Raw genomic sequence first — 26,750 nt, forward strand, 5'->3', positions numbered from 1 at the left:
GTAGGGGAGAGAGGGCAGTGGCTCAGGGGCAATGGCCCGCCCGGCAGCAGCCGGTGATCACTTCTCGCGCAGCGGGACCGTCAGATATGACGGGTCGGCTGCGGACGAGGAGAAGGTCAGCTGCGCGCCGGTCGGGTTGTGCTCGATGTAGAGCGGGTCGACCGTGTCGACAACCAGGGCGAGGCGGTGGCCGGCCGGTACGTCGTAGGCCGTGGAGAACAGCTCCAGGTCGACGGCGAACGGCTTGCCGGGCGTCTCGCCGTGGAAGGTGTACGGCGCGTTGCTGACCAGCTTGCCGAGGCCGAGCGGGCCCACGTCGTACAGATATGCGACGAGGGTGCCGCTCTCCTTGGTGCTGGTGACCGTGGTGTGCAGCTTCGCCGTCCCGCGGACCCGCTGCGGGGAGGCGTACCGCTCGGACTGCCAGACGGCGGCGAAGGAGCGTGGCAGCAGCGGAATCGACGCCATCGGGGGCAGTCTGACGAACTGGTCCAGGATGCTGGAGAGCATGACGATCCCTCCGTTGGCGCCCGAGTCGATGTTCGCGCGGATCTTCTTGGTGCCACCTAGGTTGATCTTCCGCTCGTTCGCACCCACCGACTTCCAGTCCGGATAGCCCTCGTAGCCGCTGGTGGAACGGGACTTGAGCTGGACGGGCTGCTCGCGGTCGACGCCGTTGTCGACCCCCTTGAGGTAGTGGTCCAACCACCGGTGGGCGCTGGTCCAGGTGTCGTTGGGCAGGCCGAGCAGTCCGGTGGCCTCGGCCGTGGCGTGGTCGCCGGGGCGGAACTCCAGCCGCTTGGGGCCGGTGAGCTTCTCGTAGAAGGCGGCGTACTGGTTGGGCGGGAAGATGGTGTCGCCCCAGGCGTTGCCGAGCATGACGGCTGGGCCGTTCGCGTTGAGCCGGTCCAGATAGGTGGCGGGGGAGCGCTTCCTCCCCCACTCGAGCATGTTCTGCTCCTTGGCGAGGTTCGAGCTGATGAAGTCGCCCATGACCTCCTTGAGTTCGTCGCTGGGGCGGCCGGTGAGGGAGCCGGTGCCGTAGAGCAGGCCTGCGGCCTGCACATGCTGGGTGCGGCCGCTGTAGATGGACTGGATCAGGTCGCCCCAGCCGCTGAGCGCGGTCACGGCCTTGACCCGCTTGTCGTGGGCGGCGGCGAGCAGGCAGATGCCGGCGCCGTACGAGACTCCGGCCATGCCCACCTTGTCGGGGTCGGCGGGGGTGTTCGCAAGGGCCCAGTCGATCACCTTGGACGCGTCGGCGACGTCGGGCGGGCCCGCCACCTCGATCTTCCCGCCGGACTGCCAGAAGCCGCGCGAGTTGTAAGTGACCACCACATAGCCGGCGTCGGCGAGCTTCTTGGCCTGCGCGAGGTATTCGATCTGGGGCGTGGCCCAGCTGGTGGGCAGCACGATCACCGGATAGGTGCTTGTGCCGTCCGAGCCCGCCGGGGTGACGACGTTGGCTTTGAGTACGGTCCCGCCGTCGCCCACGATGTCGACGAACCGCACGTCCATGGCGGCGGACTGGGCCTGGGCGCGGGGCGTCGCCACCGGCGCGGCGGGAGCGACGCCGACGGCCGGACCGGCGAGAAGCGCGGCGGAGACCGTACCGATCGCGGTGGTGCGCAGGGCGGTGCGCGAATGTCCCACGGGTCACTCCTCACTCGGGTCACTGCAAAGTGACCCGACGGTAACCTTGGGGACTTACTTCAGGTAACTCCTCGGTAAGTTACGCGAGGGTAACGATTATTGACATGATGTCAGTGAGGCGGGTGTCATGAATGCAGAGCGCTCTTGGCCTGCCACTGCGACCAGGACAGATTCCACTCGCCGTAACCGTTGTTGAGCGCCTGCGTGCCCTTGGCGTCGCCGCCGCTGATCTCGAACGGGTCTCCCACCTGGACCTGTTCGTAGATCCACTGGGCGTCGGCGTCGCTCATGCCGACGCAGCCGGAGCTCTTGTTGGCGGTGCCGAAGTACCCGGCGTTCCAGGGCGCGGCGTGTGCATACATTCCGGACCAGGTCAGCCGCATCGAGTAGTCGACCATCTTGTCGTAGGCGTCGCCCAGGCCCACCGTCTCGGAGCGCATGTTGATCGTGCCCTCCTTCGACATCAGCACGGTCCTGCCGCGCCAGGACGCCTTCTCGCCGCCGGGGGTGCCGGCCGACATCGGAACGTCCTTGATCTCCGCGCCGTCACGCAGCAGCTTCAACCGGTGGTTGTCGAGGTCGACCCTGACGAGCTGGTTCCTGCCGATGGTGAAACTGCTCGTGTAGTCGCGTACGAACCAGCCGCCGCCCGAACCCGAGTCGATGCCGTTGAGCCCGGCGTCGAGCGTGACCTTGGTGCCCGGCTTCCAGTACTCCTTGGGGCGCCAGTCGACACGGTCCTTGCCCGACCAGTCCTGCATCCAGCCCCAGGAGCCCTCGGTCTTGTCGGAAGTGGTGACCTTGAGGCTCTTCTCCACCTCGGCCCTGTTCTTCACCGGGTGGTCGAAGACGATCGACAGTGGCTGCCCGATGCCCACCGTGGAGTTCTTGCCCGGTACGAGAGTGAGCTTGTTGACCTTGTCGGGGGCGGCCGTGGCGAAGTCCGCCGTGGCGCTCCCACCGTCCGCGTCCTTCGCCTCGACGGAGTAGCTGGTGCCGGGCGCGGCCTTGCGGGCGGAGGTCCAGCTCCTGCCGTCCGCGGAGATGCTGCCGTCGAGCCCGGCGCCCTTGGAGTCGGTGACCGTGACCTCCTTCAGCCTGCCGTCGGCGAGGGTCACCTTCACCGGCCCGCCCGCCTTGGCCTGCTTGCCGGAGAGGTTCACCGAGATCGAGGTCTGCTTCTTACTGCCGCCCCCGCCGGCGCTGCCCCCTTCGGCGCCGCCGCCCGAGCATGCGGTGAGTGCCGCGGAGAGGACAACGACGCCGGCTGTCGCGGCGAAGCGGGCCGGGCTGCGGCGGAGCGGGGTACGCGGGCGTATGCGGCTCAACGGGAAAACCTCCGATGCGATCACTGTCGGAGTGAGAGAGCCCGAACGGCCGCGACAGGTTGCGGAAGGTCCCGGATTTCCCGGTAGTTCCGGTGTGACATGCAACGCAGCGGAAAGAGTCGTTGGTTCCTTGGAAACGGTGTTGTTCCCCCTGGTGTTCTTCGGGCCGACGCGGCAGGCTCACGGTGTGGACACGGCGGCGGAGCAGACGGAGCGTACGGAGCAGGCGCAGCGGACCCTGCGACTGCGGCTGAGACGGCAGGTGGAGTGGGTGCCCGTTGCCGCGCTCGTCCTGCTCGTCGTCTGGGGCATCGCCGTCGCGACGATGCTCGAAGGACCCAACGGCACGGCCGGCGGGATCGCCATGTCGGTGGCCGGTGTGCCGGTCGCCGCCCTCGCGGTGAGCAGCGCCGGCCATCTGGTGCGGCCGCTGCGGATCACCGTCGATGCGGACGGGCTGACCGTACGGCTGCCCCTCTGGCCTGCCCGAACCGTGCCGTGGTCCGACATCTCGGCAGTGAGCGAAGCGCCGGGCGCTGCACCGGACGGCCTGCCGAGTGCTTCGGTGAGCGCATCACCCCCTTACGTCGTGGTGGACTGCCGCGGGCCCGTCGGGGGACTGCCGCCGACCTGCCGGCCGCGGGCCGCGTACCGCAGGCTCGCGCCGGCCCTTGGCCGGCCCGCGGGCGCCGGCGGGCTCTGTTTCGAGACACAGGTCTTTGATCTGGATCCGGCCGAACTGATCGGAGCGGTGCGGACGTACGCGCCGGTGGGGCTCACGGCAACGGACGAAACACGCCAGTAGCCTCCGCAGGCCCCTTCACCGGCCTTGCCCCAAGGGGCAGTTGAGCCCACCGTGGTGCCGTACGCCTGTGCCGGCGATCGGAGAAGCCGTGGCCGCCCCCTTCCTCCTGCCCCATTCGCTGCACGGATCGGGCCCCCACCGGATCGTCGCCGTGCACGGCTGGCTCGCCGACCGGGCCGGCTATGCCGCCGTACTTCCGGACCTCGACCGCGAGAACTTCACCTATGTCTTCGTCGATCTGCGTGGCTACGGCGAGGCGCGGGGCGCGCCCGGCGCATACACCACCACCGAGGGCGCGGCCGACATCCTCACACTCGCCGGCCGGCTCGGCTGGGACTCCTTCTCGCTCGTCGGGCACTCGATGGGCGCAGCGGTCGCCCAGCGCGTCCTGGCCGCTGCCCCGCACCGGGTGCGGCGGCTGGCCGGGATCTCGCCCGTGCCCGCGAGTGGCCTGAAAATGCCGCCAGAGCAGTGGGAGGTGTTCGCTTCCGCCGCCGAGAAGCCGGAGAACCGGCGCGCCATCATCAACTTCAGCACCGGCTCGGTGCGGCCTGCCGCCTGGCTGGACCGGATGGTGGACCGGTCGCTGGCCCGCAGCGACCCCAAGGCCTTCCGCGCCTGGTTCGACTCCTGGGCGGGCGAGGACTTCCGGGCCGAGGTGGCGGGCTCGCGGACCCCGGCGCTCGCGGTGACCGGGGCACTCGACCCGGCGATCAGCACCGACTTTCTGCGCCGGACCTGGCTGCCCGTGTACGCGCGCGGCGAACTGGTCGAGCTGGCGTGCGCCGGACACCACGCGATGGACGAGACCCCGCTCCAGCTCATCCGTACCGTCGAGGACTTCCTCCGGGCGGACGATGGCGTGTAGCGGACGACGTCGCGGGGGAGTGTCGTGCAAGAGTTCCGTCATGACCGTGCCCGATGTCTTCGACCCGCGGATCTACGCCGCCGGGGTGCCGCACGAAGCCTTCCGTACGCTGCGGGACCACCACCCGGTGGCCCGGCAGGAGGAGTACGAGGTCCTGGGCTGGCCCGCGGGACCGGGCTTCTGGGCGGTCACCCGGCATGCGGACGTCGTCCGGGTCCTCAAGGACTCGGGCACGTACTCCTCCCACCTCGGCGCCACCCAGATCCGCGATCCCGATCCGGCCGATCTGCCCTTCATCCGCCGCATGATGCTCAACCAGGACCCATCCCCCCGCTGCGCGGGGGAGACCCCATCGGACCACGGGCGGCTGCGGCGCCTGGTCAGCCGCGCCTTCACCCCCGGGCGCATCGACCGCTTCACCGCCGCCGCCCGGGCCCGCGCACGTCAACTGCTCACCGGCGCACGGGACATGGGCCCCGTCTTCGATCTGGTCACCGCCGTCACCGACGACTACGCACTGCTCAATCTGGCCGATCTGCTGGGTGTCCCGCAGAGCGACCGCGGTCTGCTGCTGGAGTGGACCGAGCACGTCATCGCCTACCAGGACCCGGACGAGCCCCCCGTGCCCGGACCGGACGGCCGGCCCGTCAATCCACGCTCACCGGCCATGCTGCAGGAGATGTTCGGCTACGCCCAGCAGCTCGCCGCGTACAAGCGGCGCCGCCCGGCCGACGACGTCATGACCTCGCTCGCGCAGTCGGAGCTCTCCGACGCCGAGCTGGAGATGTTCTTCTTCCTGCTGACGGTCGCGGGCAACGACACCGTGCGCAGCGCCGCACCCGGCGGCTTTCTGACACTCGCGGAACACCCGGACGAGCAGCACAGGCTACGGGCGGGCGAGGTGGACCTGGACCGTGCCGTCGACGAACTGCTGCGCCGCCACCCGCCCGTGCTCACCTTCCGCCGCACCGCGGTGCGGGACACCCGCCTCGCCGGGCAGCAGATCCGTACGGGCGACAAGGTCGTCGTCTTCCACGCCTCCGCCAACCACGACGAGCGCGTCTTCGCCTCGCCGTACGGACTCGACCTGTGCCGCTCCCCGAATCCGCACGTTTCCTTCGGCGACGGCCCGCACGTCTGTCTCGGCGCCCACTTCGCCCGGCTCCAGCTGCGGGTCCTGCACGAGGAGGCGCTGGGGGTGCTGCCGCCGTTGGTGAGTGCGGGACCACCGCGACGGCTGGTCTCCAACTTCATCAACGGCATCAAGTCACTGCCGCTGACCGCGCTCTAGCCCGCCGCGCGGTGGGAGTTGCGTACGGCGGGCGCCGGAGCCTGCGCGGTACGTGTCACATCGGCGACCAGCTCCACCACATCGGGTCCGTACGCCTGGGAGTTGACGACCTTGAGCAGCAGACAGAAGGTGTTGCCGCCGTGCTTGCGGGCGAGCTTCTCGTGGTGGCGGGCCAGATAGCGGGTGGCCGCCTGGTTGGTTATGGCGCGCTGGCCGCAGAAGAGGAAGACGGGCCGCGCGTCCTCGCCCGCGGTGAGCCGCGCCAGAAGGACGTACTCGGCGATGCCCGGCTCCATGCGGTAGCGCTCCGAGCCGATCTGGAACCCGCCCTGGTCCGGGCCGGGCTCCGGGTCCGTATTGATCTTCACGCCGGGGAGGAGGGAGTGCAGATGTGCGGCCATGCGGCGGTTGGAGACCGGGCCGCCGACACAGAATTCGGTACGTTCGCCGAAGCCCTGCTGGGCCACGTCGTGCCAGACGATCTGGGAGTTCGCCCCGCAGTCCTTGATCAGGGCAGCGAGTTCGAGCAGCGCGAACACGTCGAAGCGGTGCACCGAGCCGTCGCGGCCGGCCTCGCGGTTGACGACGAGCAGGGACTCGGAGTTTCCGGGCAACCCGAAGAAGGCCTGCTTGCGGCGGAGTCTGCGCCGCCACAGATAGGTGCGGGCGAGCCAGCCGAGAGTGGTGCTCAGGCCGGCGGCCACCACGCCGAGCACGATGTTGCGTACGTCGTCAGTCATGGGCGCGCATGTTAGCGGTGTTGCGGACCATTGTTCGAGATGGTCCTGACGGGGGGTGCATGGTGAAGTTACGCTGCGCGGACGTACGTTGACTGGAGGTACGGATGCGTCGCTCCTTCGCACGGAATGTGTCGGTTCTGGCCGTTGCCGCGGCCGTTGTCTCGATCGGCGCCGCGGCGCCGCCGACGGACTCCCCGCCGGTCGGGACACCTGCCGGGACACCGGCCAAGACACCCGTGGCGGCGGGGTACGGCGGCGCGATCGCGAGCGTGGACCCGGACGCCTCGGCCGCCGGGATCGAGGTGCTGCGGCGCGGCGGCAACGCCGTCGACGCGGCGGTGGCGACCGCCGCCGCGCTCGGTGTCACCGAGCCGTACTCCGCGGGCATCGGCGGTGGCGGCTTCTTCGTCTACTACGACGCCCGTTCCCGTACGGTCCACACCATCGACGGCCGCGAGACCGCGCCCCGCTCGGCGGACGCCTCCCTCTTCCTGGAGAACGGCAAGCCGATCCCGTTCGAGGAGGGGATGACGAGCGGTCTCGGCGTCGGCACGCCCGGCACTCCGGCGACCTGGGACACGGCACTGGACGCCTGGGGCAGCAAGCCGCTGGGGCAGCTTCTGCGGCCCGCCGAGCGGCTGGCCGAGGGCGGGTTCACCGTCGACGCCACCTTCCGCTCCCAGACCCAGGCCAACCAGGCGCGCTTCGCGGACTTCCCCGACACGGCGGAGCTCTTCCTGCCGGGCGGACAGCTGCCGGTGGTCGGGTCGGTCTTCAAGAACCCCGACCTGGCCCGTACGTACAAGGAGCTGCGGCGCAAGGGCGTCGGCGCGCTCTACAAGGGGCAGCTGGCCGAGGACATCGTCCGTACCGTACGCAAACCTCCGGTGGCCGACGGCGCGACAAGGGTCGTGCGGCCCGGCGATCTGACCACGAGGGACCTGCGGTCGTACGAGACGGAGCGGCGGGCGCCGACGAAGGTCGCCTACCGCGGTCTCGATGTGTACGGCATGGCACCGTCCTCGTCCGGGGGCACGAGCGTCGGCGAGGCGCTCAACATCCTGGAGCGGACGGACCTCTCCAAGGCCTCGCAGGCGCAGTATCTGCACCGCTTCATCGAGGCGAGCCGGATCGCGTTCGCGGACCGCGGGCGGTGGGTGGGCGACCCGGCCTTCGAGGACGTGCCGACGAAGGGGCTGCTGTCGCAGCGCTTCGCCGACTCGCGCGAGTGCCTGATCAAGGACGATGCCGTCCTCACCAGCCCGCTGGCACCGGGCGACCCTCGTCGGCCCACGGCGTGCGGGGCTTCGGGCACGGCGGCCCCCACCACGTTCGAGGGCGAGAACACCACCCATCTGACGGCCGCCGACCAGTGGGGCAACGTCGTCGCGTACACCCTGACGATCGAGTCGACGGGCGGCAGCGGCATCACCGTGCCCGGACGTGGCTTCCTGCTCAACAACGAGCTGACCGACTTCTCCTTCGCCCCGGCGAACCCGGCGGTCCACGACCCCAACCTGCCGGGTCCCGGCAAGCGCCCGCGCTCGTCCATCTCCCCGACGATCGTGCTCGACCACGGCAGGCCGGTGCTGGCGCTGGGCTCCCCGGGTGGCGCGACGATCATCACGACGGTGCTGCAGACGCTGACGGGCCACCTGGACCGGGGCCTGCCGCTGGTGGAGGCCATCGCGGCGCCGCGCGCCAGTCAGCGCAACCAGACGACGACCGAGATCGAGCCGGGTCTGTGGAACAGCCCGCTGCGCGCGGAGCTGGAGGCGATCGGCCACGCCTTCAGGCAGAATCCCGAGATCGGGGCGGCGACCGCCATCCAGCGGCTGCCGGACGGGCGCTGGCTCGCGGCGGCCGAGAAGGTGCGGCGGGGCGGCGGTTCGGCCATGGTCGTCCACCCCCGGCCGTAACCCGTCCGGCGGCCGAACGGACGCGCCCCGCCTGAGGGCGGGTAGGGAGCCTTTCGGACAGAAAGGCTCCCCATGCGCATTCGCAACACTGCTGTTGCCGCAGCAGCCGGCTCCGCCCTGCTCGCGGCCGCCGCGCTGCCTGCCACCGCGCTGCCTGCCACCGCACTGCCTGCCACCGTCACCGGCCACTCCCCGTACAGCGCCGCCGTCCCGGAGGCGAGCGTGAGTATGGAGGGCCCGGTCGCCGCGGCCGAGCTGCTCGCCAAGGTCGAGCGCTGTTCACAGATCTCGAAGGGCAGATACAGACCGGACGCCGGTGCGTCCGCGAGCATCCCCGTCTGCGGGCTGAACGGCGCCGTGTTCTGGAAGGCCGACATGGACATCGACTGCGACGGTCAGCGCACCACGAAGTGCAACAGCACGACCGATCCGTGGTTCCTGAACACCACCTCCTACCAGCAGTCCAACGGCGCGATGCTGAATTCCGAGAAGCTGCCGCACATCGTCGTGCCGGTCCCCAGCAGCATCTGGGACTACCGGGCGTCCGGCATCCGCGGTGGCTCGCTCGCCGCCGTGATCCACAAGGACAAGGTGCGGTACGCCGTGGTGGGGGACACCGGACCCGCCGGGATCATCGGTGAGGCCTCCTACGCCACGGCCGAGGCACTGGGCATCAACCCGGATCCGAGGAACGGCGGTGTGGCCTCGGGCGTCACCTACATCCTGTTCACGTACTCCGAGGTGTCGCCGATCGAGAGCCACAGTGCGGCCGTCGGACTCGCCCAGTCCCTGGTGCCCACGTTCCTGATGAACAACCGGGTATCCGGTCCCTAGAGGGCGGTGAGGATGCGCGGGCCGTCGTGCGTGATCGCCACCGTGTGCTCCGCGTGGGACGCGCGGCTGCCGTCCACCGTACGGATCGTCCAGCCGTCGTCCGCCGTGTAGTGATCGTCCGTGCCGCTGCCGATCACCATCGGCTCGATCGCAAGCACCATGCCGTGCCGCAGCGGCATGCCCCGGCCCGGGCGCCCCTCGTTCGGGACGCCCGGGTCCTCGTGCATGTGGCGGCCCACGCCATGGCCGCCGAAGCCGTCCGGGATGCCGTACCCGGCCGAGCGGCACACCCGGCCGACGGCATGGGCGATGTCGCCGATGCGGTTGCCCACGAGGGCGGCCGCGATACCCGCGTCCAGGGCCTCTTCGGCGGTGCGGATCAGTCGTAGGTCCTCGGGGCGGGCGCGGCCGACGGTGAAGCTGACGGCCGCGTCGCCGACCCAGCCGCCCCGGCTCGCACCGCAGTCGATGCTCACCAGATCGCCGTCACCCAGCCGGTAGTGGTCCGGGATGCCGTGCACGATCGCGTCGTTGACGGAGGTGCAGATGACGGCGGGGAAGGGGGTCGGAGCCCAGTCGGGCCGGTAGTCCAGGAACGGCGAGCCGGCTCCGGCCTCGCCGAGGACCGCGCGGGCGGCCGCGTCCAGGTCGCGGAGGGTGACGCCCACGGCCGCCGCCTCACGTACCGCCGCGAGGGCCTGGGCCACGATGCGGCCCGCCTCGCGCATCGCCTCGATCGATGTATCTGTTTTGATCTCCACCATGCCAATTACTATACCGTTCTACCGGTATGAGAATACCGGCATTAGAATAACAGCATGGTGCGCACCCCCCTCACTCCCGAAGAGCGCGAACGCGGTGAACGACTCGGCCGGTTGCTCCGCAGTGCGCGCGGCGGCCGCAGCATGGTGGAGGTCGCCGCGGTCGCCGGACTGTCCCCCGAGACCCTGCGCAAGATCGAGACGGGCCGTGCCCCCACGCCCGCCTTCTTCACCGTGGCCGCGCTCGCCGCGGCGCTCGGTCTGTCCATGGACGAGCTGGTGGTGCGCTGCGCCCTGGTGCCCGCGGCCTGACGCTGTCCTGGCGCAGCTTGCCGGTCGGTGACGGCCGGCTGGATGCGGAAGTGGCGCGGGGTTTCGATGAGGCCCTGGCTACTGCCTCGAATGCCAGTACGGCGTAGTCTCGCGCCCGTGACCGTCGAGCAGTTCGCCAGCGCCGAGTACCGGTACGTCAGCCTGACCACGTTCCGCAAGAACGGGACGGGCGTCGCCACCCCCGTGTGGTTCGCGGTGGACGGCGATGAGCTGTTCGCCTGGACGCGCTCCGACTCCTGGAAGGTCAAGCGGCTGCGCAACAACAGTCGCGTCGTCGTCACCGTCTGCGACGCACGCGGGCGCATCGCGGACGGCGCCCCGACCGCGGAGGGGACGGCAGGACTCCTGGACGAGGCCGGGACGGGCGCGGTCCGCAAACTGCTGGCCCGTAAGTACACCTGGCAGTTCTGGCTGGTCGACTGGCCCGCGATGGTCGTACGGCGCGGCAAGCGGCCGCACACCGGCATCACGGTGACGTTCTGAAAACTGTGCGTAGCAGCCCCGTAACACAGCTGCGGTCGAATGCCTCCGGTGCCTCCGGACCGGAAGGCTCCAGTCGGCGGTGGGGCAGGGGCGGCGATGACGGTGCATCAACTCCCGGTAGAGGCCGGGGTGTTCGCGCGGTATCTGAGAGACCTGGTGACGCTGCTCGACCGCGGAGACGGCTGGTACGGGATCTTCTGGCAGCGTGACCCCGAGGGCATGAAGGCCTGCCTGGACGGTATCGAGATCCCGCCGTGGGACGTGGTGGAGGCACTGCTCCAGGACCTTGCGGCCGGGCGCGGGGCGGAGTTCGCGGAGACCGAATCCGTACGGGCGAGACCGCTGCACGCGGCCGCTGCGGCGGTGCACGACCGGCAGCCGGGCGGCCGCGAGGCGCTGGAGGAACGGCTGGAGCTGATGCTCCGCGAGCAGACCTACGCGACGGGCCGGGCGGAGGAACTGCTGCGCCGGCTGGGCGCGGAGGCGGAGGGCACACCGGCGGCGGAGCAACTCGCCCACGAACTGGCCTGGACGCGCGACGACTATGCGCGCGCGACGGCCCGCGTCGCGGAGTTGAGGGCCAGGGTGACGGCCGTGGACGCGAGGGACGCCGCGCAGCCGGTGCCGCACGGGCCGGCGCGCCCGCTCGACGGAACACCGGCGGATCCGGTCTACGGAGGGCCCGCAGACCCGGCTTACGGAACACCGGCGGATCCGGCGCACGAAGGGCCCGCAGACCCGGCGTACGGCCCCGGGCAGGGCTCGGAGCGTGTCGCTGCCCCGGACGACTGGGGCGCGGCCGCGGCGTACGACGGCCACCCCCGCCCGCAGGACAACGACACCGACCCGGCTCGACGACTTCAAGCCGGCGATCCGGCCGCACCGGAGGGGCCCGATGAGGCCGCGTACGCGGACGCCTGGTTCCGCCCGGAGGCGGCGGCGGGTTTCCCGGATCGGCCTGCCTGGGATACGTACTCCCGTCCCGCGGGCAGCGCGCACGCCGGTTGGGCGGGAGGTCCGGAAACGCCCGCCCCGCCGGGCGACCGGTACCGGCCGGACGCGGACCGGGATGCCTCCCCCCGCTCCACGGGTGGCGCGGAAGCCGGCCGAGGGGCCGCGGACCAGGAGATGCCCGCAGTACCGGAAGGGCAGCCCCCCGCCCCGGCTGCGTACTCCCCTCCCGAGCGGGGCTCCCGCGGCGGCAGGAAACGGCGGCCGCGCGGGGCCCGGTTCGCCGGGATCGAGGGGAGTGGGGACGAGATCGCCGCCGTCCCCCTGCTGCCCGTCGCCGCCGATGTACCCAGGGGAGCCCGCTACGGCGGCGGCGCCCCGCCCGGCCAGGACGCGCAGGCTCAACCGGCCGCGCCGCCCGCTTCCGACGGTGCGCGGCGCGCCACCCGGGAGACCGTCGCCGCGCTGGGGCGGCTCCGTGCCGAGGGGCGCAGCGGCGAGGCCCATGCCGTGCTCTGCGAGGCCGCCGTACGGCCCGCCTCCTGGCTGCCCCACCTCGCCGCCGAACTGCACCGCGCCGGCCTCGACGCCGACTGGGCCACCCTGCTCTGGGAGGCCGCGTCACAGCCCGCCTCGAGGCTCGCGGCCGCCGCGGGAGCGCTGGCCGCGGCAGGACGGGCGGAGGACAGCCGGCAACTGCTGCGCCAGGGCGTCGCCCGCCCCGCCGACGAGATCGCCGCCGCCGTCATCGCCCTCGAGGACGAGGGCCGCCAGTCCCAGGCGAGGGCTTTACTGTCCGCTTTCGTGCAGGTCCGCACGGCGGAGGACGCCGCCGGAATCGCCGACCGTGATCCGCACCGCCTGCTGCCGCAACTGCTCGGCGCCGCCCGTGCGGTGTCCGCGGCGTGCGAGCGTGATCTCGTCCATGCACTGCGCGTAGCGGGTCACCTCGGTGGCTGAAGCCGTTCGGTGTGGACCGCTCGGGTGTGAAACATGATCGACTCTGCGGGTTAATGACGATGGTCTTGCCCCAGTGTGTGACGGGGCTTACGTTCTCCTCCTACGCACCGTATCTACGTGCGTAGAGGCTCTCTGACGCGCCGTCGAAGGAGCAACTCATGGCCAATGTCGTACGCGCCGCACTCGTCCAGGCGACCTGGACCGGCGACACCGAATCCATGATTGCCAAACATGAGGAACATGCCCGCGAGGCGGCCCGGCAGGGCGCCAAGGTCATCGGATTTCAAGAGGTCTTCAACGCGCCGTACTTCTGCCAGGTCCAGGAGCCGGAGCACTACCGCTGGGCCGAGCCGGTCCCGGACGGCCCGACCGTCCGCCGGATGCAGGAGCTCGCCCGCGAGACCGGCATGGTGATCGTGGTCCCGGTCTTCGAGATCGAGGGCGCCGGCTTCTACTACAACACCGCTGCCGTGATCGATGCCGACGGCTCGTACCTCGGCAAGTACCGCAAGCACCACATCCCGCAGGTCAAGGGCTTCTGGGAAAAGTACTACTTCAAGCCGGGCAACGCCGGCTGGCCCGTTTTCGACACCGCCGTCGGCAAGGTCGGCGTCTATATCTGCTACGACCGGCACTTTCCGGAGGGCTGGCGCCAACTCGGCCTGCACGGCGCCCAGTTGGTCTACAACCCGTCCGCCACTTCCCGCGGCCTCTCCAGTTACCTCTGGCAGCTCGAGCAGCCCGCCGCCGCCGTCGCCAACGAGTACTACATCGCCGCCATCAACCGCGTCGGCCAGGAGGAGTACGGCGACAACGACTTCTACGGCACCAGCTACTTCGTCGACCCGCGCGGCCAGTTCGTCGGCGAGGTCGCCAGCGACAAGGCGGAGGAACTGCTCGTACGGGACCTCGACTTCGACCTGATCGATGTCGTACGACAGCAGTGGGCCTTCTACCGGGATCGCCGCCCCGACGCGTACGAGGGACTGGTGCAGCCGTGACCAATCTGTACGACCGCCACAAGGCCGTCATCCCCGACTGGGTCTCGCTCTTCTACAAGCAGCCCATCGAGATCACGCATGGCGAGGGCCGCCATGTCTGGGACGCGGACGGCAACCGCTACCTCGACTTCTTCGGCGGCATCCTCACCACCATGACCGCGCACGCCCTCCCCGAGGTCACCAAGGCGGTGAGCGAGCAGGCCGGGCGGATCATCCACTCCTCCACGCTCTACCTCAACCGCCCGATGGTCGAGCTCGCCGAGCGGGTGGCCACCCTGTCCGGAATCCCGGACGCCCGGGTCTTCTTCACCACCTCCGGTACGGAGGCCAATGACACGGCCCTGCTGCTCGCGACCGCCTACCGCGGCTCGAACCAGGTCCTGGCCATGCGCAACAGCTACCACGGCCGGTCGTTCAGCGCGGTCGGGATCACCGGCAACCGCGCCTGGTCGCCGACGAGCCTGTCGCCGCTGCAGACGCTGTACGTACACGGGGGCGTCCGCACCCGCGGCCCCTACGCCCAGCTGTCCGACGCGCAGTTCATCAAGGCGTGCGTCGCCGACCTCGAGGACCTGCTCGGGCACACCCGGGGCGTGGCCGCGCTGATCGCCGAGCCCATCCAGGGCGTCGGCGGATTCACCGCACCGCCCGACGGTCTGTACGCCGCCTTCCGGGAGGTACTGGACCGGCACGGCATCCTGTGGATCACCGACGAGGTGCAGACGGGCTGGGGGCGTACCGGAGAGCACTTCTGGGGCTGGCAGGCGCACGCCGCGAGCGGCCCGCCGGACATGCTCACCTTCGCCAAGGGCATCGGCAACGGCATGTCCATCGGCGGCGTCGTCGCCCGCGCCGAGGTCATGAACTGCCTTGACGCAAACTCCATTTCGACCTTCGGCGGCTCCCCGGTCACCATGGCGGCAGGCCTCGCCAACCTCTCCTATCTGCTGGAACACGACCTCCAGGGCAACGCCCGCCGCGTCGGCGGACTGCTGATCGAGCGACTGCGCGCCATCGGCGCGAGTGTGCCGGCCGTACAGGAAGTGCGTGGCCGAGGCCTGATGATCGGTATCGAACTGGTCAGGCCCGGCACGGACGAGGCGAACCCGGAGGCGGCCTCGGCCGTCCTGGAAGCCGCCCGCGAGGGCGGGCTGCTGATCGGCAAGGGCGGTGGCCACAACACCAGCGTCCTGCGGATCGCCCCGCCGCTGACCCTGACCGTCGCCGAGGCCGAAGAGGGCGCCTCGATCATCGAACGGGCCCTTCACAACGTCTAGGGGGTGTCGTTCGGATCCTGCCCGGCTCGCGTGCCCCGGCACCGCGCCGCGTTGTCGTCAGTCGCCGACGCTCCGCGTGGACTCCCGGTGCACCACGCCGGACCCCGCTCACTGATCCAGCCCGATCCGCACGACACCCCCCAGTCACAGAACGAGAGGGAGCGCCGAAATGAGCACCCGCACCCTGATCCGCGGCGGTCTCGTCATCACCGCCTCCGAGGAGACCCACGCCGACGTCCTGATCGAGGACGGCCGGATCGCGGCCCTCGCCGCGCACGGCACCACGGCGGCCGAGTCCTGGACTGCCGACCGTACGATCGACGCCACCGGTAAGTACGTCATCCCGGGCGGCGTCGACGCGCACACCCATATGGAGCTGCCGTTCGGCGGGACCTTCGCCTCCGACTCCTTCGAGACCGGGACGCGCGCCGCCGCCTGGGGCGGCACCACCACCATCATCGACTTCGCCGTACAGTCGGTCGGGCACGGCCTGCGCGAGGGCCTGGACGCCTGGTACGCCAAGGCGGACAGCAAGTGCGCCATCGACTACGCGTTCCACATGATCCTCTCCGACGTCAATGAGTCGTCGCTGAAGGAGATGGATCTGCTGGTGGAGGAGGGCGTCACCTCCTTCAAGCTCTTCATGGCCTACCCCGGCGTCTTCTACAGCGACGACGGCCAGATCCTGCGCGCCATGCAGCGCTCGGCCGCCAACGGCGGGCTGATCATGATGCACGCCGAGAACGGCATCGCGATCGACGTGCTGGTGGCGCAGGCGCTGGCCGCGGGGCATACCGATCCGCGCTACCACGGCGAAGTCCGCAAGGTCCTGCTGGAGGCCGAGGCGACCCACCGTGCCATCCAGCTCGCCCGGGTGGCCGGAGCTCCGCTGTACGTCGTCCATGTCTCGGCCGAGGAAGCCGTCGACGAGCTCATCGCCGCCCGCGACAAGGGACTCAATGTCTTCGGCGAGACCTGCCCGCAGTATCTCTTCCTCTCCACCGACAACCTCGCCGAGCCGGACTTCGGCGGCGCGAAGTACGTGTGCTCAACTCCCCTGCGGCCGAAGGAGCATCAGGCCGCCCTCTGGCGCGGGCTGCGCACCAACGACCTCCAGGTCGTCTCCACCGACCACTGCCCGTTCTGCTTCGTCGGGCAGAAGGAGCTCGGCCGGGGAGACTTCTCCAAGATCCCCAACGGGCTGCCGGGCGTGGAGAACCGGATGGACCTCCTGCACCAGGCGGTCCTGGACGGACACCTCACCCGCCGCCGCTGGATCGAGATCGCCTGCGCCAGTCCGGCCAGAATGTTCGGCCTCTATCCGAAGAAGGGCACCATCGCGCCGGGCGCCGACGCCGATGTCGTCCTCTACGACCCGCACGCCGAGCAGACCCTCTCGGCGCAGACCCACCACATGAACGTCGACTACTCGGCGTACGAGGGCAAGCGGATCACCGGCCGGGTGGAGACCGTGCTCTCCCGCGGTGAAGTGGTCATCGACCAGCGGGAGTTCACCGGCCGGGCGGGACACGGTCAGTACACGCCCCGCGGCACCTGTCAGTACCTCACCTAGGAGTGGCCAGGCCATGGACTTCGGACTCGTCCTGCAGACCGACCCGCCGGCCTCGGCCGTCGTCGGACTGATGCGGCGCGCGGAACGCAACGGCTTCCGCTACGGCTGGACCTTCGACTCGGCGGTGCTCTGGCAAGAGCCCTTCGTGATCTACAGCCAGATCCTCGAACACACCCGGGAACTCACCGTCGGACCGATGGTGACCAACCCCGGGACCAGGACCTGGGAGGTCACCGCCTCCACCTTCGCGACGCTCAACGACATGTACGGCAACCGCACGGTGTGCGGCATCGGCCGCGGCGACTCCGCGATGCGCGTCGCCGGACGCAAACCCAACACCCTGGCACGGCTCGGCGAGGCGATCGGGGTCATTCGTGATCTGGCCGAGGGCCGGGAGGCGGACGTCGAGGGGCAGCCGCTGCGACTGCCCTGGGTGCGGGACGGGAAGCTGCCGGTGTGGATGGCGGCGTACGGCCCCAAGGCGCTGGCGCTCGCCGGCCAGAAGGCCGACGGGTTCATCCTCCAGCTCGCCGACCCGTATCTGACCCAGACCATGGTCCAGGCGGTCCGTACCGCCGCGTCGGACGCCGGGCGTGACCCGGACTCCGTCACGATCTGCGTCGCCGCGCCCGCGTATGTCGGCGACGACCTCGCACACGCCCGCGATCAGTGCCGGTGGTTCGGCGGGATGGTCGGCAACCATGTCGCCGACCTGGTGTCCCGCTACGGCGAGCACTCCGATCTGGTGCCCGAGGCCCTCACCTCGTACATCAAGGCGCGCGAGGGCTACGACTACAGCCACCACGGCCGCGCCGGGAATCCGTCCACGGACTTCGTCCCGGACGAGATCGTGGACCGCTTCTGTCTGCTGGGTCCGGCCCAGGCGCACATCGAGAAGCTGCAGGCGCTGCGCGAGCTGGGCGTGGACCAGTTCGCGGTCTACAACATGCACGACGCGAAGGAAGCGACGATCGACGTGTACGGCTCCGAGATCATCCCGGCGCTCAACCCGCCGTCGCACGGCTGAAGGAGCTGGAGCCATGACCGCGACCGTCCCGCCGGCCCCCTCCGAGGGGTCACCGTCCGACCCGGCGGGACGCGTCGAGCTCGCGCCCGGTGCGGTTCCCGCCGACAGCCCCTTCGTCAATGACGATCTGCTGCCCGTCCCCCTCGCGCAACGACGCTGGACGACGTACAACTTCGCCGCCCTGTGGGTCGGCATGGCCCACAACATCCCGTCCTGGCTGCTCGCTTCCGGTCTCGTCGCCCTCGGCATGGACTGGAAACAGGCAGTGTTCACCATCGCCCTCGCCAATCTGATCGTGCTCGCGCCGATGCTGCTGACCGGGCACGCGGGACCGAAGTACGGCATCCCGTTCCCCGTCCTCGCGCGCGCCTCCTTCGGGCTGCGCGGAGCGAACCTGCCGGCACTGGTCCGGGCCGCGGTGGCCTGTGCCTGGTTCGGCATCCAGACCTGGATCGGCGGGCAGGGCATCTTCATCCTGCTCGGCAAGATCTTCGGCGGCTGGGCGGAGGCGGCCGAGGTCGGCGGGCAGCCGTGGACGCTGTGGGTGTGCTTCGCGCTCTTCTGGGTGGTCGAACTGGCCATCATCTACCGGGGAATGGAGACGCTGCGGCGGTTCGAGAACTGGGCCGCGCCCTTCGTCATCGTCGGCGCGCTGGTCCTGCTGGTGTGGATCACCGCCAAGGCGGGCGGCCTCGGACCGCTTCTCGACCAGCCTTCGAAGCTCGGCTGGGGCGCCGACTTCTGGGCGGTCTTCTTCCCTTCGCTGATGGGGATGATCGCCTTCTGGTCGACCCTGTCGCTGAACATCCCGGACTTCACCCGTTTCGGTGCCGGTCAACGCGCCCAGGTCTGGGGCCAGTCGCTGGGCCTGCCGACGACGATGACGCTCTTCGCGCTCCTCTCGGTCCTTGTCACCTCGGGATCCCAGGCGGTGTACGGCGCGGCGGTCTGGGACCCGGTCGAGCTCGCCGCCAAGACCGACAATGTCTTCGGCCTGCTCTTCGCGCTGGTGACGGTGCTGATCGCGACGATCTCGGTGAACATCGCGGCAAACGTCGTCTCACCCGCGTACGACCTCGCCAACCTGGCGCCGAAGCTGATCAACTTCCGCAGGGGCGCGCTGATCACGGGCATCGTGGGCGTCCTGATCATGCCGTGGAAGCTGACCGAGACACCCGAGCTCTATATCTTCACCTGGCTCGGTCTGGTCGGCGGAATGCTCGGCACGGTCGCGGGCATCCTGATCGCGGACTACTGGATCATCCGCCGCACCGTCCTGGACCTGGCCGGCCTCTACACCCCGGGCAGCCGCTACTGGTACACCGCCGGCTGGAATCTGCGCGCGGTAGCCGCGTTCGCGGTCGGCGGGTTGCTCGCGGTGGGCGGTTCGCACTCGGCCGAGGGGAAGGGGCCGTTCCCCGAGGACGGACTGATCCCCTTCCTGAAGCCGCTTGCGAACTACGGCTGGGCGGTGGGACTCGCGGCGTCGCTGCTGCTGTATGTGGCGTTGATGCGTTCGGCCGGGATCCAGCGGCGGGAGCCGGTGTCGTAGTCGTAGACCGGGCGGTCCTTGATACCGCTCGTACGGAACGGCTGTCCGTTGTTGTCGAGCCGTACGGTGCCGGAGCGGTCGCCGCTGCTCCACTCCAACTCCAGGTACCAGTCGCAGTCACAGGCGACCGTACGGCCGAGGACCAGCAGTGACTCGGGGTCGGCGGCCGACACCTTGTAGGGGAAGGAGACGGCGGGGATCGGCTCACCGGCGTCGTTGCCCGCCATGGGGCGGGCGACCGGGCGGGACGTGTCGAGGTCGACGTCGAACAGGCGGGGAGTGAGCGAGCCGCCGCATCCGAGGTTCATGCGGTAGACGCTGCGCTTCGGCGGCGTACGACGCGCGGTCACACGCACCCGGATCGACTGCAGGACCACCGCCTTCTCGCTCCTGCCCTGCACGGTGATCCGCACTCCGGTGTCGGCGGCGTGCACGGCGCCGACGGACCGTGCCCAGGGCTCGGCATCGGCTTCGTCCGGTGGCGGGGGGACATCGGCGGGATCGCGGTCGAGGAGATAGGCGTGATCGCACCCGTTCTGCCAGATGTGCTCGTTGGTGCTCCAGGTGAACGGCAAGGTGCCGCGCCCGGGTTCCGAGGGGGCGGGGGAGCGTTCGGACGGGGGCGCCGGGTGGCGGCTCGCGCCGGGACCGGTGGATCGCGGATCGCGGTCGTCGGGACCGGAGACCGTGACGTCGGGAGTGGCGAGCGGGGTGGGGCGGGAGCCGCCCCGGGGAGGCAGGGCGGAGCCGGTGGCTCCGGTGCGGGGCTCCTGCGCGGCGGTCCGCCGTCTGTCCGCCGCCGAGAGGGGGGTGTCGACGAACGCCATGAGCACGGCGAGCGTGACGGCCGTCGCGACGAAGGCGGCGCCGACATGCACGGCGCGGCGCCTCCACCACGGCGCGGCGGGTGATGCGGCGGGGGGCTTGTGGGGCGCGGCCGGTGGTGCGGCGGGGGGCTCGTGGGGAGCGCCCGGTGGCTCAGGAGCGGGTACGGACGCGGTGTCGAGGACCCCTTCCGGGACGGGCGCCGGCTCCGGGCTGCTGTCGTCTCCGGGCTTCTCGGCGGTGGACTCCTGCTGCCCCGCGGCCGCGGTCTCCCGGCCGGCCGCCGTGGCCGCCGACCTCGCCGCGTCCTCCTGGCGTATCCGCCGTTCCGCGTCCGCCATGACCCACAGCCGGTGCAGTGCCACGAGGTCGTCGCCCGCGCATCCGCAGAAGCGGGCCAGCCGCTCCACCGGTGCGAACTCCAACGGCACTGTCTGCCCCGCGCAGTACCGGTGCAGCGTCGACGCGCTGACGCCCACCCGGCGCGCCAACGCCCCGTAACTGCGGCCGGATCCGTCCCGGATCTCGCGCAGCCGCCGGGCGAAGGCTCCGGTCTCGGTGTCTCTCGGTGCTCCCAACCGCTCCAGCTCCCCCCGGCCGTCCCACGACGGCATTCCAGCCCACTGAATAAACCCACGTCAACGGGGGTGGATTGGTTCCACCGTCCCGGGAGGGGGTGGGATGCTTGCCGCCACCCCCGAGCCCGCCGAAGCTGGTGATCGTTCAGCAAGCCACCGAACCGGGGGAAGCCCTTCCATGAACTGCATCCGCACCGCTGCCGTGACCGCCGCAGCCGTGGGTCTGACCATCGCCTCATTCACCTCGGCCACGGCCGCCGCTCCCGTAGCACCGAAGTTCCTCTCGGCGTCGCAGTTGCCGGCCTCCATCAGCCCGTGGCACGCCGACCCGGTGCAGCAGGGTCTGCCCGACTCCGGCTCGGTGTGCACCGAGGGGATCGCGCCGAAGGCGTCCAGCAGGTACCGCGACTTCAGGACCGAGCTGGACACCGGCGCGCGGCAGACGACCACGGTCGCCTCCAGCGAAGCCAGGGCGAAGGCGCTCGCCGCCAAGCTCCGCACAGCGATCGAGGGCTGCCTCGAGCGGCTCAAGGAGCAGAACCCGGGGCTCGAGGGCGAGGCGTTCTACCACGGCAAGGTGAATGTCGAGGAGGGCGCGCACGTCTACAGCATCGACACGTCCCACCCCGAGGTCGGCTCGACCGACATCGGCCTGTACTCGGTCGGCCGTGACGGCCGGACGGTGACGGTGCTCGAGTGGGGCCAGATGGGCGAGCTCGACGGCGCGCCGCTGGAGGGATTCAAGAAGACCGCCCAGGTCTCCGTCGCCAAGCTCTACTGAGCCCGGCACCGCCGCACCACAGATCTCCCCGCAGGGGAGTACGGGGGGCACGGGGGATAACGGGGGGCAACGGGGGAAGCGGCGGGCTCCGGGTCCGGAAGGCCGGACCCGGAGCCCGTTTCGTCGCCGGCTCAGCGGCGCGACCGCTGGGCCGCGACGACCTGACGGACCGTGTTCTCTCCCGCGCCCCGTCGCTGCACCCGCTCGGCGAAGCCCGGGAACTGGCCCGCGATCGCGCTCAGCAGCCTCAGCTCCGGCGGGGCGACGTTGATTTCGGCCACATCGCGCTCGACGGCGCGGACCACTCCGGCGACGACCTGGCGCGGGGAGACCGTACGCATCCCGCTGGGCGGTGTCGCGCCGGTCGCGGCGAACATGCCCACGTCCCGTACGAAACCGGGCTGGACGATCGACACGCCGACACCGGTGCCGTAAAGGTCCTGGCGGAAGCCCAGTGCGAAGCCGCGCAGACCGAACTTGGTGGCGTTGTACAGGGACGAGGACCTGGTCGCCGCCTTGCCGGAGATCGAGCCGACGAAGGCGAGATGGCCCCGGCCCGCCTCGACCATCGCGGGGGCGAGCAGGCGGGCCAGCATGGCCGGGGCGCGGAGGTTCACCGCCAGCGCGCGGTCGAGCTGTGCCGGGGTGTAGTCGAGCAGGTCGCCGCTGGAGGGCAGGGCGGCGTTGGCTATCAGGATGTCCGTGCCGGCGGCCTCGTCGGCGAGGCGTTCGACATCCGCGGGGTCCGCGAGGTCGGCGACGACCGTACGGGCGCCGTACCGCTCGGCGAGCGGCTCGACCGCCTCGGCGCGGCGGCCGGTCAGCACCAACTTGGCTCCTCTGGCTGCCAGTTCGGCGGCGAGCGCGCCGCCGATGCCGCCCGTGACTCCGGTGAGCAGAACGGTTGCTCCGGTGATGCGCATCTGGTTACCCTCCAGTATTGTTCGTTCGAACGAACAATAGGGAGGCGAGGCGGACGTGTCCACAGCTGAATTCGGCGGGCTGGCAGAACACACACGACTTCTGAGAGAGGGTCAGGTCACGTCCGAGGCTCTGGTGGCGAGCGCCATCGAGCGGATCGAGGCCAGCCAGAGCACCATCAACGCCTTCCGCTGGGTACGCGGCGAGCAGGCACTCGACGAAGCCCGGGAAGCGGACCGGCGGCGCGCCGCGGGGGAGGGCGTACGGCTGCCGCTGCTCGGCGTACCCCTCGCCGTCAAGGACGACACCGATGTCGCCGGACTGCCCACCCTTTTCGGCTGCGGCGGCGAGAAAGCAGCGGCCACCGAGGACGGCGAAGCGGTACGCCGGCTGCGCGCGGCCGGCGCCGTGATCGTCGGCAAGACCAACTCCTGCGAGCTGGGCCAGTGGCCGTTCACCGAGGGGCCCGCCTTCGGCGCCACCCGCAACCCCTGGTCCACCGACCACACTCCGGGCGGCTCCTCCGGCGGCTCCGCGGCCGCCGTCGCCGCCGGGCTCGTACCCGCGGCGCTCGGCTCGGACGGCGCCGGATCCGTCCGTATCCCCGCCGCCTGGTCCCATCTGGTCGGCATCAAGCCGCAGCGCGGCCGGGTCTCCCTCCACCCGTACACTGACGCCTTCCAGGGCCTCAACGTCTACGGCCCGCTCGCCCGCACCGTCGCCGATGCCGCCCTGCTGCTCGACGCGGTGCAGGGCCCGCACGCCGGGGATCTGTACCGGCCCGACGCGATCGACACCTCGGCCGCAGCCGGCCGGGATCCCGGCCGGCTGCGCATCGCACTCGCCTGGCGGCCCCCGCTCACCCTCACCCGCGCCACGCCCCACCCCGAGGTGCGCCGCGCCGTCACCGCGCTCGCGGAGGCGCTCGCCCGCCTCGGCCACCAGGTGGAGGAGGCCCGTCCGCGCTACGGGCTGATCGGCCTCTCCTTCGTGCCGCGCGCCACCGCGGGGATCGCGGAGGCCGCCGCCCTGCACCCCGACCCCGCCCTCCTCGATCCGCGCACCCGCAGCGCCGTGCGCAACGGCCGGCGCCTCGGCGGCCGCGTGGTGCGAGCCGCCCGCGCCCGGGAGATCCGCCAGCAGCACAGGATCGGCGCGATCTTCGACTCGTCCGGATTCGACGTCGTGCTCACCCCGACCACCGCCGCGCCGCCGCCGCGCATCGGCACGTTCGACGGGATGAGCGCCTGGCGCACCGACACGACGATGGCGGCCGTGTGCCCGTATGCCTGGCCCTGGAACGTACTCGGCTGGCCGGGTGTCAATGTCCCCGCCGGCCTCACCCGCGACGGACTGCCTGTCGGCGCCCAGCTGCTGGGTCCGGCCGGCAGCGAGGAGCGGCTGATCTCGCTGGCCGCCCAGCTCGAGGCGGACCGGCGATGGTACGAGAAGCGGCCGCCCGCCCCCGTGACGGCAAGGAGCGTGCCGGTGGAACAATGACCGCCATGTCCCGCTCTGCTCACCCCGCCCCCTCCGCCCCGACCCGGCAGCGCATCATCACCGCTGTCCTGCACATCATCGGCAGTGACGGGGTGGCGGCGGTCACCAACCGGCGGATAGCCAAGGAGGCCGGGGTCTCACTCGGCTCGGTCACCTACCACTTCGACACCCAGCACGAGCTGTTGCGCGAGAGTCTGCTGCACTTCGTACGCGAGGAGACCCGCCGCTTCACCGAACTCGCCGACCAGTGCCAGAGCGACGGCGTGGACATCGAGGGGGCTGCCGCCCTGGCCGGACAGGTGGCGGGCGGCACCTCCTTCGACAGCGAGCACATCGCGCCCTTCGAGCTGTACGTGGAGGCGGGGCGCGACGAGCGACTGCGGGAGGCGGCGGCCGAGGCCTTCGCGGCGTACGACCGCCTCGCCGCCCAGATCCTCACCGGCCTGGGGGTCCCCGACGCCGAGCGCCTCGCCGCGACCACGGTCGCGCTGGTGATGGGCCTCCAACTGCGCAGACTGGCCACGGGTGCACCGGCCGAGGACCTCGTCGACGCGCTGCTGCTGCTTGCGCGGGGCGCCGTCGGCCAGGACGCCGGCCGGCCCTGAGAGGTGCTGAGGATCGCCCTCACACATCCTCCGCGATGTGCTCGACGGCGGTGATCGCCCGGTAGGCGACCGGAGGGGTTCCTGCACCAGTTCCCAACTGGCCTTGTCCGCCCACGAGTCGGGGCTGGTTGGAACCGTGCTCGTGGACGAGACGGCCCGTCAGTTTCTGCGATACGCGCAGGTCTGTCCGCCCGAACGGCCACGCCGCTTCACGATGGAGGCCGTGAACCGAACTCGAGGACCCGAGGGCCTCTGAGCAGCCTGGCCGATGGCCGTTCGACGTTTCAGGGACAGCCCGATGCCCTCGGAGGTCAGGCCGTGCATCGAACCCTCCGGCTCTTCCCACCATGACTCATACTTCTCTGACCTGCATCTTCACCCAGCCATCAGGCCGTTCCGGGATTCCTGAGCGGGGACGAGGTGCTTTCGCAGGGTGCCGGACCAACCGCGCAATTATCCTGAAAGGGTGGATATTGCTCGTCGGACCGTTGTGCCCGTCCTGGCTCTGTCCCTGGTCCTCGCCACAGCGCCCGCCCAGGCCACCGCCATCCCTGCCCCGCGGCTCGCTGCCCATGTCGCCGATGTTCCGCAGGCCAAGCTCGGCGCGAGCTACCAGCGCGGCTGCCCGGTTCCGCCCGGACGGCTGCGGCTGATCGAGATGAATCACTGGGGCTTCGACGGGAGCGTCCACCGCGGTGAGCTGATTGTCCATCAGGATGTGGTGCGGCCTCTCCTGCGCGTCTTCGCGCAGGCCTTCGACGGGCGCTTCCCGATCCGCCGGATGCGAGTGATGGCGGAGTACGGCGGCAGCGACGCGGCAGCCATGGCGGACGACAACACCTCCGCCTTCAACTGCCGCCGGGTGACGGGTGACCCGCGCGCGCTGTCCCGGCACTCCTACGGGGACGCGGTCGACATCAACCCCCTCGAGAATCCGTACGTGGACGGCTCGGGAGGCGTCCACCCAGCAGCCGGAGCCCGCTATCTGGACCGCGACCGGCCCGTCAAGGGGATGATCGTGCCGGGTGACGTCATCATGACCGGTATGAACAGCGCCGGCTGGCAGTGGGGCGGTCGCTGGCAGCCGCCCGACTTTCAGCACTTCTCGGCCGACGGGACCTGAAGGCGAGGCCGACGGGAGGGGTGCCGTCCAGGGCGCGAACGGCAGCTTCCCTGTCAGCCGAGGTTCGACGGTGAGGCCACGACGTCACGGTGTCCGCCGCGGCGAATCCCAGAGGAATGCAGGGTTACGCGGTGGGGCGCGGACCGTACGCTGCGATGTCAGCGGGCCGTGCTTAGCTGGAAGTATGATCGATGACTTTCTGAACGGTGACCTGTCCGACGTCGAGGGGGCGCTCCGCAAGGCGGCCGCCGTCGAGATCATGCCGCGCTACCGGCAGCTCGCCGCGCACGAGATCGTCGAGAAGAGCGGCCCGCACGACCTGGTGACGATCGCCGACCGCAGCGCCGAGGAACACCTCACGGCATCCCTGACCGCTCTGCTGCCCGGCTCGGTGGTGGTCGGTGAGGAGGCGGTGCACGCCGATCCGTCCGTCTACGAGGCGTTGCAGGGCGACGCGCCGGTGTGGATCGTGGATCCGGTCGACGGCACCCGGCAGTTCGTCCGCGGCGAGCCCGGGTTCTGCACGCTCGTCGCCCTTGCCCACCATGGTGAGCTGTTCGCCTCATGGACGTATGCGCCGGTCCTCGAGGAAATGGCCGTCGCGGTACGAGGCGGTGGCGCCCGGCTCAATGGCGAGCCGATACGGGCGGGTTCGCCCGCGCCCGGGGCGGACCTCGAGATTGCGATGTCCCACCCGGACTACACGACCCCGGACCAGAAGCGCGCGTTGCTCGGCCTGAACGTGCCCGGGGTGCGGGCGCGGCCCTGCGGTTCGGCGGGTCTGGAGTATCTGAGCGTTGCCCGGGGCGAGTTGGACGCGGTGGCCTTCTCCTGGGAGCTGGCTTGGGACCACGCGGCGGGCCTGCTCCTGGTCACGGAGGCGGGAGGGGCGCACGTCACGCTGGCGGGGGAGCCGTTCCGCATCGGGGGCGGCAATGCGCTGCCGTTCACGGCGGCGAGGGACGGGGCGACGGCGCGACGGGTACGGGCGCTGCTGCAGGGGTGAAAATGCCCCCAGGGGTTGCGTGGGGGCCGGCGCCCCCACACCCCCCCCGGCGCTC

Annotated in this window: 24 protein-coding genes; 18 read left to right on the top strand and 6 right to left on the bottom strand. The window is 70.8% G+C overall.

Translation table 11 applies throughout. The annotated features are described in order from the left end of the window. Positions 1-57: 57 nt before the first annotated feature. Both OG883_RS10385 and OG883_RS10390 read right to left on the bottom strand, forming a co-directional pair. A complete protein-coding gene (locus OG883_RS10385; RefSeq protein ID WP_266538059.1) occupies positions 58-1,653 on the bottom strand; it encodes a CocE/NonD family hydrolase in 1,596 nt (531 codons plus the stop codon). 125 nt (positions 1,654-1,778) lie between these two features. Then, positions 1,779-2,981, bottom strand: a complete 1,203-nt coding sequence (locus OG883_RS10390) for an Ig-like domain-containing protein (RefSeq protein ID WP_266538062.1) — start codon at positions 2,979-2,981, stop codon at positions 1,779-1,781. A gap of 130 nt (positions 2,982-3,111) precedes the next feature. Here OG883_RS10390 and OG883_RS10395 point away from each other — a divergent pair, with 130 nt between their 5' ends. The 3 genes from OG883_RS10395 to OG883_RS10405 all read left to right on the top strand — a co-directional run bounded on the left by OG883_RS10395 (position 3,112) and on the right by OG883_RS10405 (position 5,945). Continuing rightward, positions 3,112-3,786: a hypothetical protein gene (locus OG883_RS10395; protein WP_266538065.1), complete on the top strand. Its 675-nt coding sequence runs from the start codon at positions 3,112-3,114 to the stop codon at positions 3,784-3,786. Between the two features lie 67 nt (positions 3,787-3,853). Beyond that, on the top strand, positions 3,854-4,654 hold the full coding sequence (locus tag OG883_RS10400) for an alpha/beta fold hydrolase (RefSeq protein ID WP_266538068.1): 801 nt from the start codon (positions 3,854-3,856) through the stop codon (positions 4,652-4,654). A 40-nt stretch (positions 4,655-4,694) separates the two neighbouring features. Further along, the gene (locus tag OG883_RS10405; protein WP_266538071.1) at positions 4,695-5,945 is read left to right on the top strand and encodes a cytochrome P450; all 1,251 of its coding nucleotides are present in this window, start codon (positions 4,695-4,697) and stop codon (positions 5,943-5,945) included. Here the strand turns inward: OG883_RS10405 and OG883_RS10410 are convergent. Then, positions 5,942-6,685 (bottom strand): hypothetical protein, encoded by a 744-nt coding sequence (locus OG883_RS10410; protein ID WP_266538074.1) that lies wholly within the window; start codon positions 6,683-6,685, stop codon positions 5,942-5,944. The two genes, OG883_RS10405 and OG883_RS10410, sit on opposite strands and share 4 nt — an antisense overlap. Positions 6,686-6,789: 104 nt before the next feature. Between OG883_RS10410 and ggt the strand changes: the two genes are divergently transcribed. Both ggt and OG883_RS10420 read left to right on the top strand, forming a co-directional pair. After that, on the top strand, positions 6,790-8,604 hold the full coding sequence (ggt, locus tag OG883_RS10415; protein WP_266538080.1) for a gamma-glutamyltransferase: 1,815 nt from the start codon (positions 6,790-6,792) through the stop codon (positions 8,602-8,604). A gap of 72 nt (positions 8,605-8,676) precedes the next feature. Beyond that, positions 8,677-9,438, top strand: a complete 762-nt coding sequence (locus tag OG883_RS10420) for a glycoside hydrolase family 75 protein (protein WP_266538082.1) — start codon at positions 8,677-8,679, stop codon at positions 9,436-9,438. Here the strand turns inward: OG883_RS10420 and map are convergent. Then, positions 9,435-10,202 carry a type I methionyl aminopeptidase gene (gene map, locus OG883_RS10425; protein WP_266538085.1) on the bottom strand — a complete coding sequence of 256 codons (768 nt, stop codon included), beginning with the start codon at positions 10,200-10,202 and terminating at the stop codon, positions 9,435-9,437. The genes OG883_RS10420 and map overlap by 4 nt on opposite strands. 54 nt (positions 10,203-10,256) lie before the next feature. Here map and OG883_RS10430 point away from each other — a divergent pair, with 54 nt between their 5' ends. From OG883_RS10430 to OG883_RS10465, 8 genes are all read left to right on the top strand, one after another. Then, the gene (locus tag OG883_RS10430; protein ID WP_266538088.1) at positions 10,257-10,511 is read left to right on the top strand and encodes a helix-turn-helix transcriptional regulator; all 255 of its coding nucleotides are present in this window, start codon (positions 10,257-10,259) and stop codon (positions 10,509-10,511) included. A 117-nt stretch (positions 10,512-10,628) separates the two neighbouring features. After that, positions 10,629-11,015, top strand: a complete 387-nt coding sequence (locus OG883_RS10435) for a PPOX class F420-dependent oxidoreductase (RefSeq protein ID WP_266538091.1) — start codon at positions 10,629-10,631, stop codon at positions 11,013-11,015. A gap of 96 nt (positions 11,016-11,111) precedes the next feature. Beyond that, on the top strand, positions 11,112-12,926 hold the full coding sequence (locus tag OG883_RS10440; RefSeq protein ID WP_266538093.1) for a hypothetical protein: 1,815 nt from the start codon (positions 11,112-11,114) through the stop codon (positions 12,924-12,926). A 158-nt stretch (positions 12,927-13,084) separates the two neighbouring features. Further along, positions 13,085-13,927: a nitrilase-related carbon-nitrogen hydrolase gene (locus OG883_RS10445; protein WP_266538095.1), complete on the top strand. Its 843-nt coding sequence runs from the start codon at positions 13,085-13,087 to the stop codon at positions 13,925-13,927. After that, a complete protein-coding gene (locus OG883_RS10450) occupies positions 13,924-15,204 on the top strand; it encodes an aspartate aminotransferase family protein (RefSeq protein WP_266538097.1) in 1,281 nt (426 codons plus the stop codon). Before OG883_RS10445 ends, OG883_RS10450 begins: the two co-directional genes overlap by 4 nt. A gap of 169 nt (positions 15,205-15,373) precedes the next feature. Beyond that, positions 15,374-16,777: a dihydropyrimidinase gene (gene hydA, locus OG883_RS10455; protein ID WP_266538099.1), complete on the top strand. Its 1,404-nt coding sequence runs from the start codon at positions 15,374-15,376 to the stop codon at positions 16,775-16,777. A gap of 13 nt (positions 16,778-16,790) precedes the next feature. Beyond that, a complete protein-coding gene (locus tag OG883_RS10460) occupies positions 16,791-17,804 on the top strand; it encodes a TIGR03842 family LLM class F420-dependent oxidoreductase (RefSeq protein ID WP_266538101.1) in 1,014 nt (337 codons plus the stop codon). 13 nt (positions 17,805-17,817) lie between these two features. Continuing rightward, positions 17,818-19,356: an NCS1 family nucleobase:cation symporter-1 gene (locus tag OG883_RS10465; protein WP_266538103.1), complete on the top strand. Its 1,539-nt coding sequence runs from the start codon at positions 17,818-17,820 to the stop codon at positions 19,354-19,356. Here OG883_RS10465 and OG883_RS10470 read toward each other — a convergent pair. Further along, entirely contained in the window at positions 19,263-20,759 is a 1,497-nt protein-coding gene (locus OG883_RS10470; RefSeq protein WP_266538104.1) for a helix-turn-helix transcriptional regulator, read from the bottom strand. The genes OG883_RS10465 and OG883_RS10470 overlap by 94 nt on opposite strands. Before the next feature lie 178 nt (positions 20,760-20,937). On the opposite strand from OG883_RS10470, the gene OG883_RS10475 reads away from it, so the two are divergent. Beyond that, positions 20,938-21,540 (top strand): hypothetical protein, encoded by a 603-nt coding sequence (locus OG883_RS10475; RefSeq protein ID WP_266538107.1) that lies wholly within the window; start codon positions 20,938-20,940, stop codon positions 21,538-21,540. Positions 21,541-21,671: 131 nt separating this feature from the next. Here OG883_RS10475 and OG883_RS10480 read toward each other — a convergent pair whose 3' ends face one another. Further along, a complete protein-coding gene (locus OG883_RS10480) occupies positions 21,672-22,463 on the bottom strand; it encodes an SDR family oxidoreductase (protein WP_266538110.1) in 792 nt (263 codons plus the stop codon). Positions 22,464-22,518: 55 nt separating this feature from the next. Here OG883_RS10480 and OG883_RS10485 point away from each other — a divergent pair, with 55 nt between their 5' ends. The 4 genes from OG883_RS10485 (at position 22,519) to OG883_RS10500 (ending at position 26,695) form a co-directional block, all read left to right on the top strand. Next, complete coding sequence (locus OG883_RS10485) at positions 22,519-23,961, top strand: amidase (RefSeq protein WP_266538112.1); 1,443 nt, start codon at positions 22,519-22,521, stop codon at positions 23,959-23,961. Further along, positions 23,958-24,566 (top strand): TetR/AcrR family transcriptional regulator, encoded by a 609-nt coding sequence (locus OG883_RS10490; protein WP_266538114.1) that lies wholly within the window; start codon positions 23,958-23,960, stop codon positions 24,564-24,566. The genes OG883_RS10485 and OG883_RS10490 overlap by 4 nt, the downstream gene beginning before the upstream one ends. A 466-nt stretch (positions 24,567-25,032) precedes the next feature. Beyond that, positions 25,033-25,689 carry a M15 family metallopeptidase gene (locus tag OG883_RS10495; protein ID WP_266538116.1) on the top strand — a complete coding sequence of 219 codons (657 nt, stop codon included), beginning with the start codon at positions 25,033-25,035 and terminating at the stop codon, positions 25,687-25,689. 184 nt (positions 25,690-25,873) lie between these two features. Beyond that, positions 25,874-26,695, top strand: a complete 822-nt coding sequence (locus tag OG883_RS10500) for an inositol monophosphatase family protein (RefSeq protein ID WP_266538117.1) — start codon at positions 25,874-25,876, stop codon at positions 26,693-26,695. The last annotated feature ends 55 nt before the right edge of the window (positions 26,696-26,750 follow it).

Source organism: Streptomyces sp. NBC_01142 (assembly GCF_026341125.1).
Classification (GTDB): domain Bacteria; phylum Actinomycetota; class Actinomycetes; order Streptomycetales; family Streptomycetaceae; genus Streptomyces.

Coding starts and splice junctions, on each gene's coding strand:
- OG883_RS10405 (WP_266538071.1), top strand. CDS start 4,695: ATGACCGTGCCCGATGTCTTCGACCCGCGGATCTACGCCGCCGGGGTG.
- OG883_RS10410 (WP_266538074.1), bottom strand. CDS start 6,685: ATGACTGACGACGTACGCAACATCGTGCTCGGCGTGGTGGCCGCCGGC.
- ggt (WP_266538080.1), top strand. CDS start 6,790: ATGCGTCGCTCCTTCGCACGGAATGTGTCGGTTCTGGCCGTTGCCGCG.
- OG883_RS10420 (WP_266538082.1), top strand. CDS start 8,677: ATGCGCATTCGCAACACTGCTGTTGCCGCAGCAGCCGGCTCCGCCCTG.
- map (WP_266538085.1), bottom strand. CDS start 10,202: ATGGTGGAGATCAAAACAGATACATCGATCGAGGCGATGCGCGAGGCG.
- OG883_RS10430 (WP_266538088.1), top strand. CDS start 10,257: ATGGTGCGCACCCCCCTCACTCCCGAAGAGCGCGAACGCGGTGAACGA.
- OG883_RS10440 (WP_266538093.1), top strand. CDS start 11,112: ATGACGGTGCATCAACTCCCGGTAGAGGCCGGGGTGTTCGCGCGGTAT.
- OG883_RS10445 (WP_266538095.1), top strand. CDS start 13,085: ATGGCCAATGTCGTACGCGCCGCACTCGTCCAGGCGACCTGGACCGGC.
- hydA (WP_266538099.1), top strand. CDS start 15,374: ATGAGCACCCGCACCCTGATCCGCGGCGGTCTCGTCATCACCGCCTCC.
- OG883_RS10460 (WP_266538101.1), top strand. CDS start 16,791: ATGGACTTCGGACTCGTCCTGCAGACCGACCCGCCGGCCTCGGCCGTC.
- OG883_RS10465 (WP_266538103.1), top strand. CDS start 17,818: ATGACCGCGACCGTCCCGCCGGCCCCCTCCGAGGGGTCACCGTCCGAC.
- OG883_RS10475 (WP_266538107.1), top strand. CDS start 20,938: ATGAACTGCATCCGCACCGCTGCCGTGACCGCCGCAGCCGTGGGTCTG.
- OG883_RS10480 (WP_266538110.1), bottom strand. CDS start 22,463: ATGCGCATCACCGGAGCAACCGTTCTGCTCACCGGAGTCACGGGCGGC.
- OG883_RS10490 (WP_266538114.1), top strand. CDS start 23,958: ATGACCGCCATGTCCCGCTCTGCTCACCCCGCCCCCTCCGCCCCGACC.
- OG883_RS10500 (WP_266538117.1), top strand. CDS start 25,874: ATGATCGATGACTTTCTGAACGGTGACCTGTCCGACGTCGAGGGGGCG.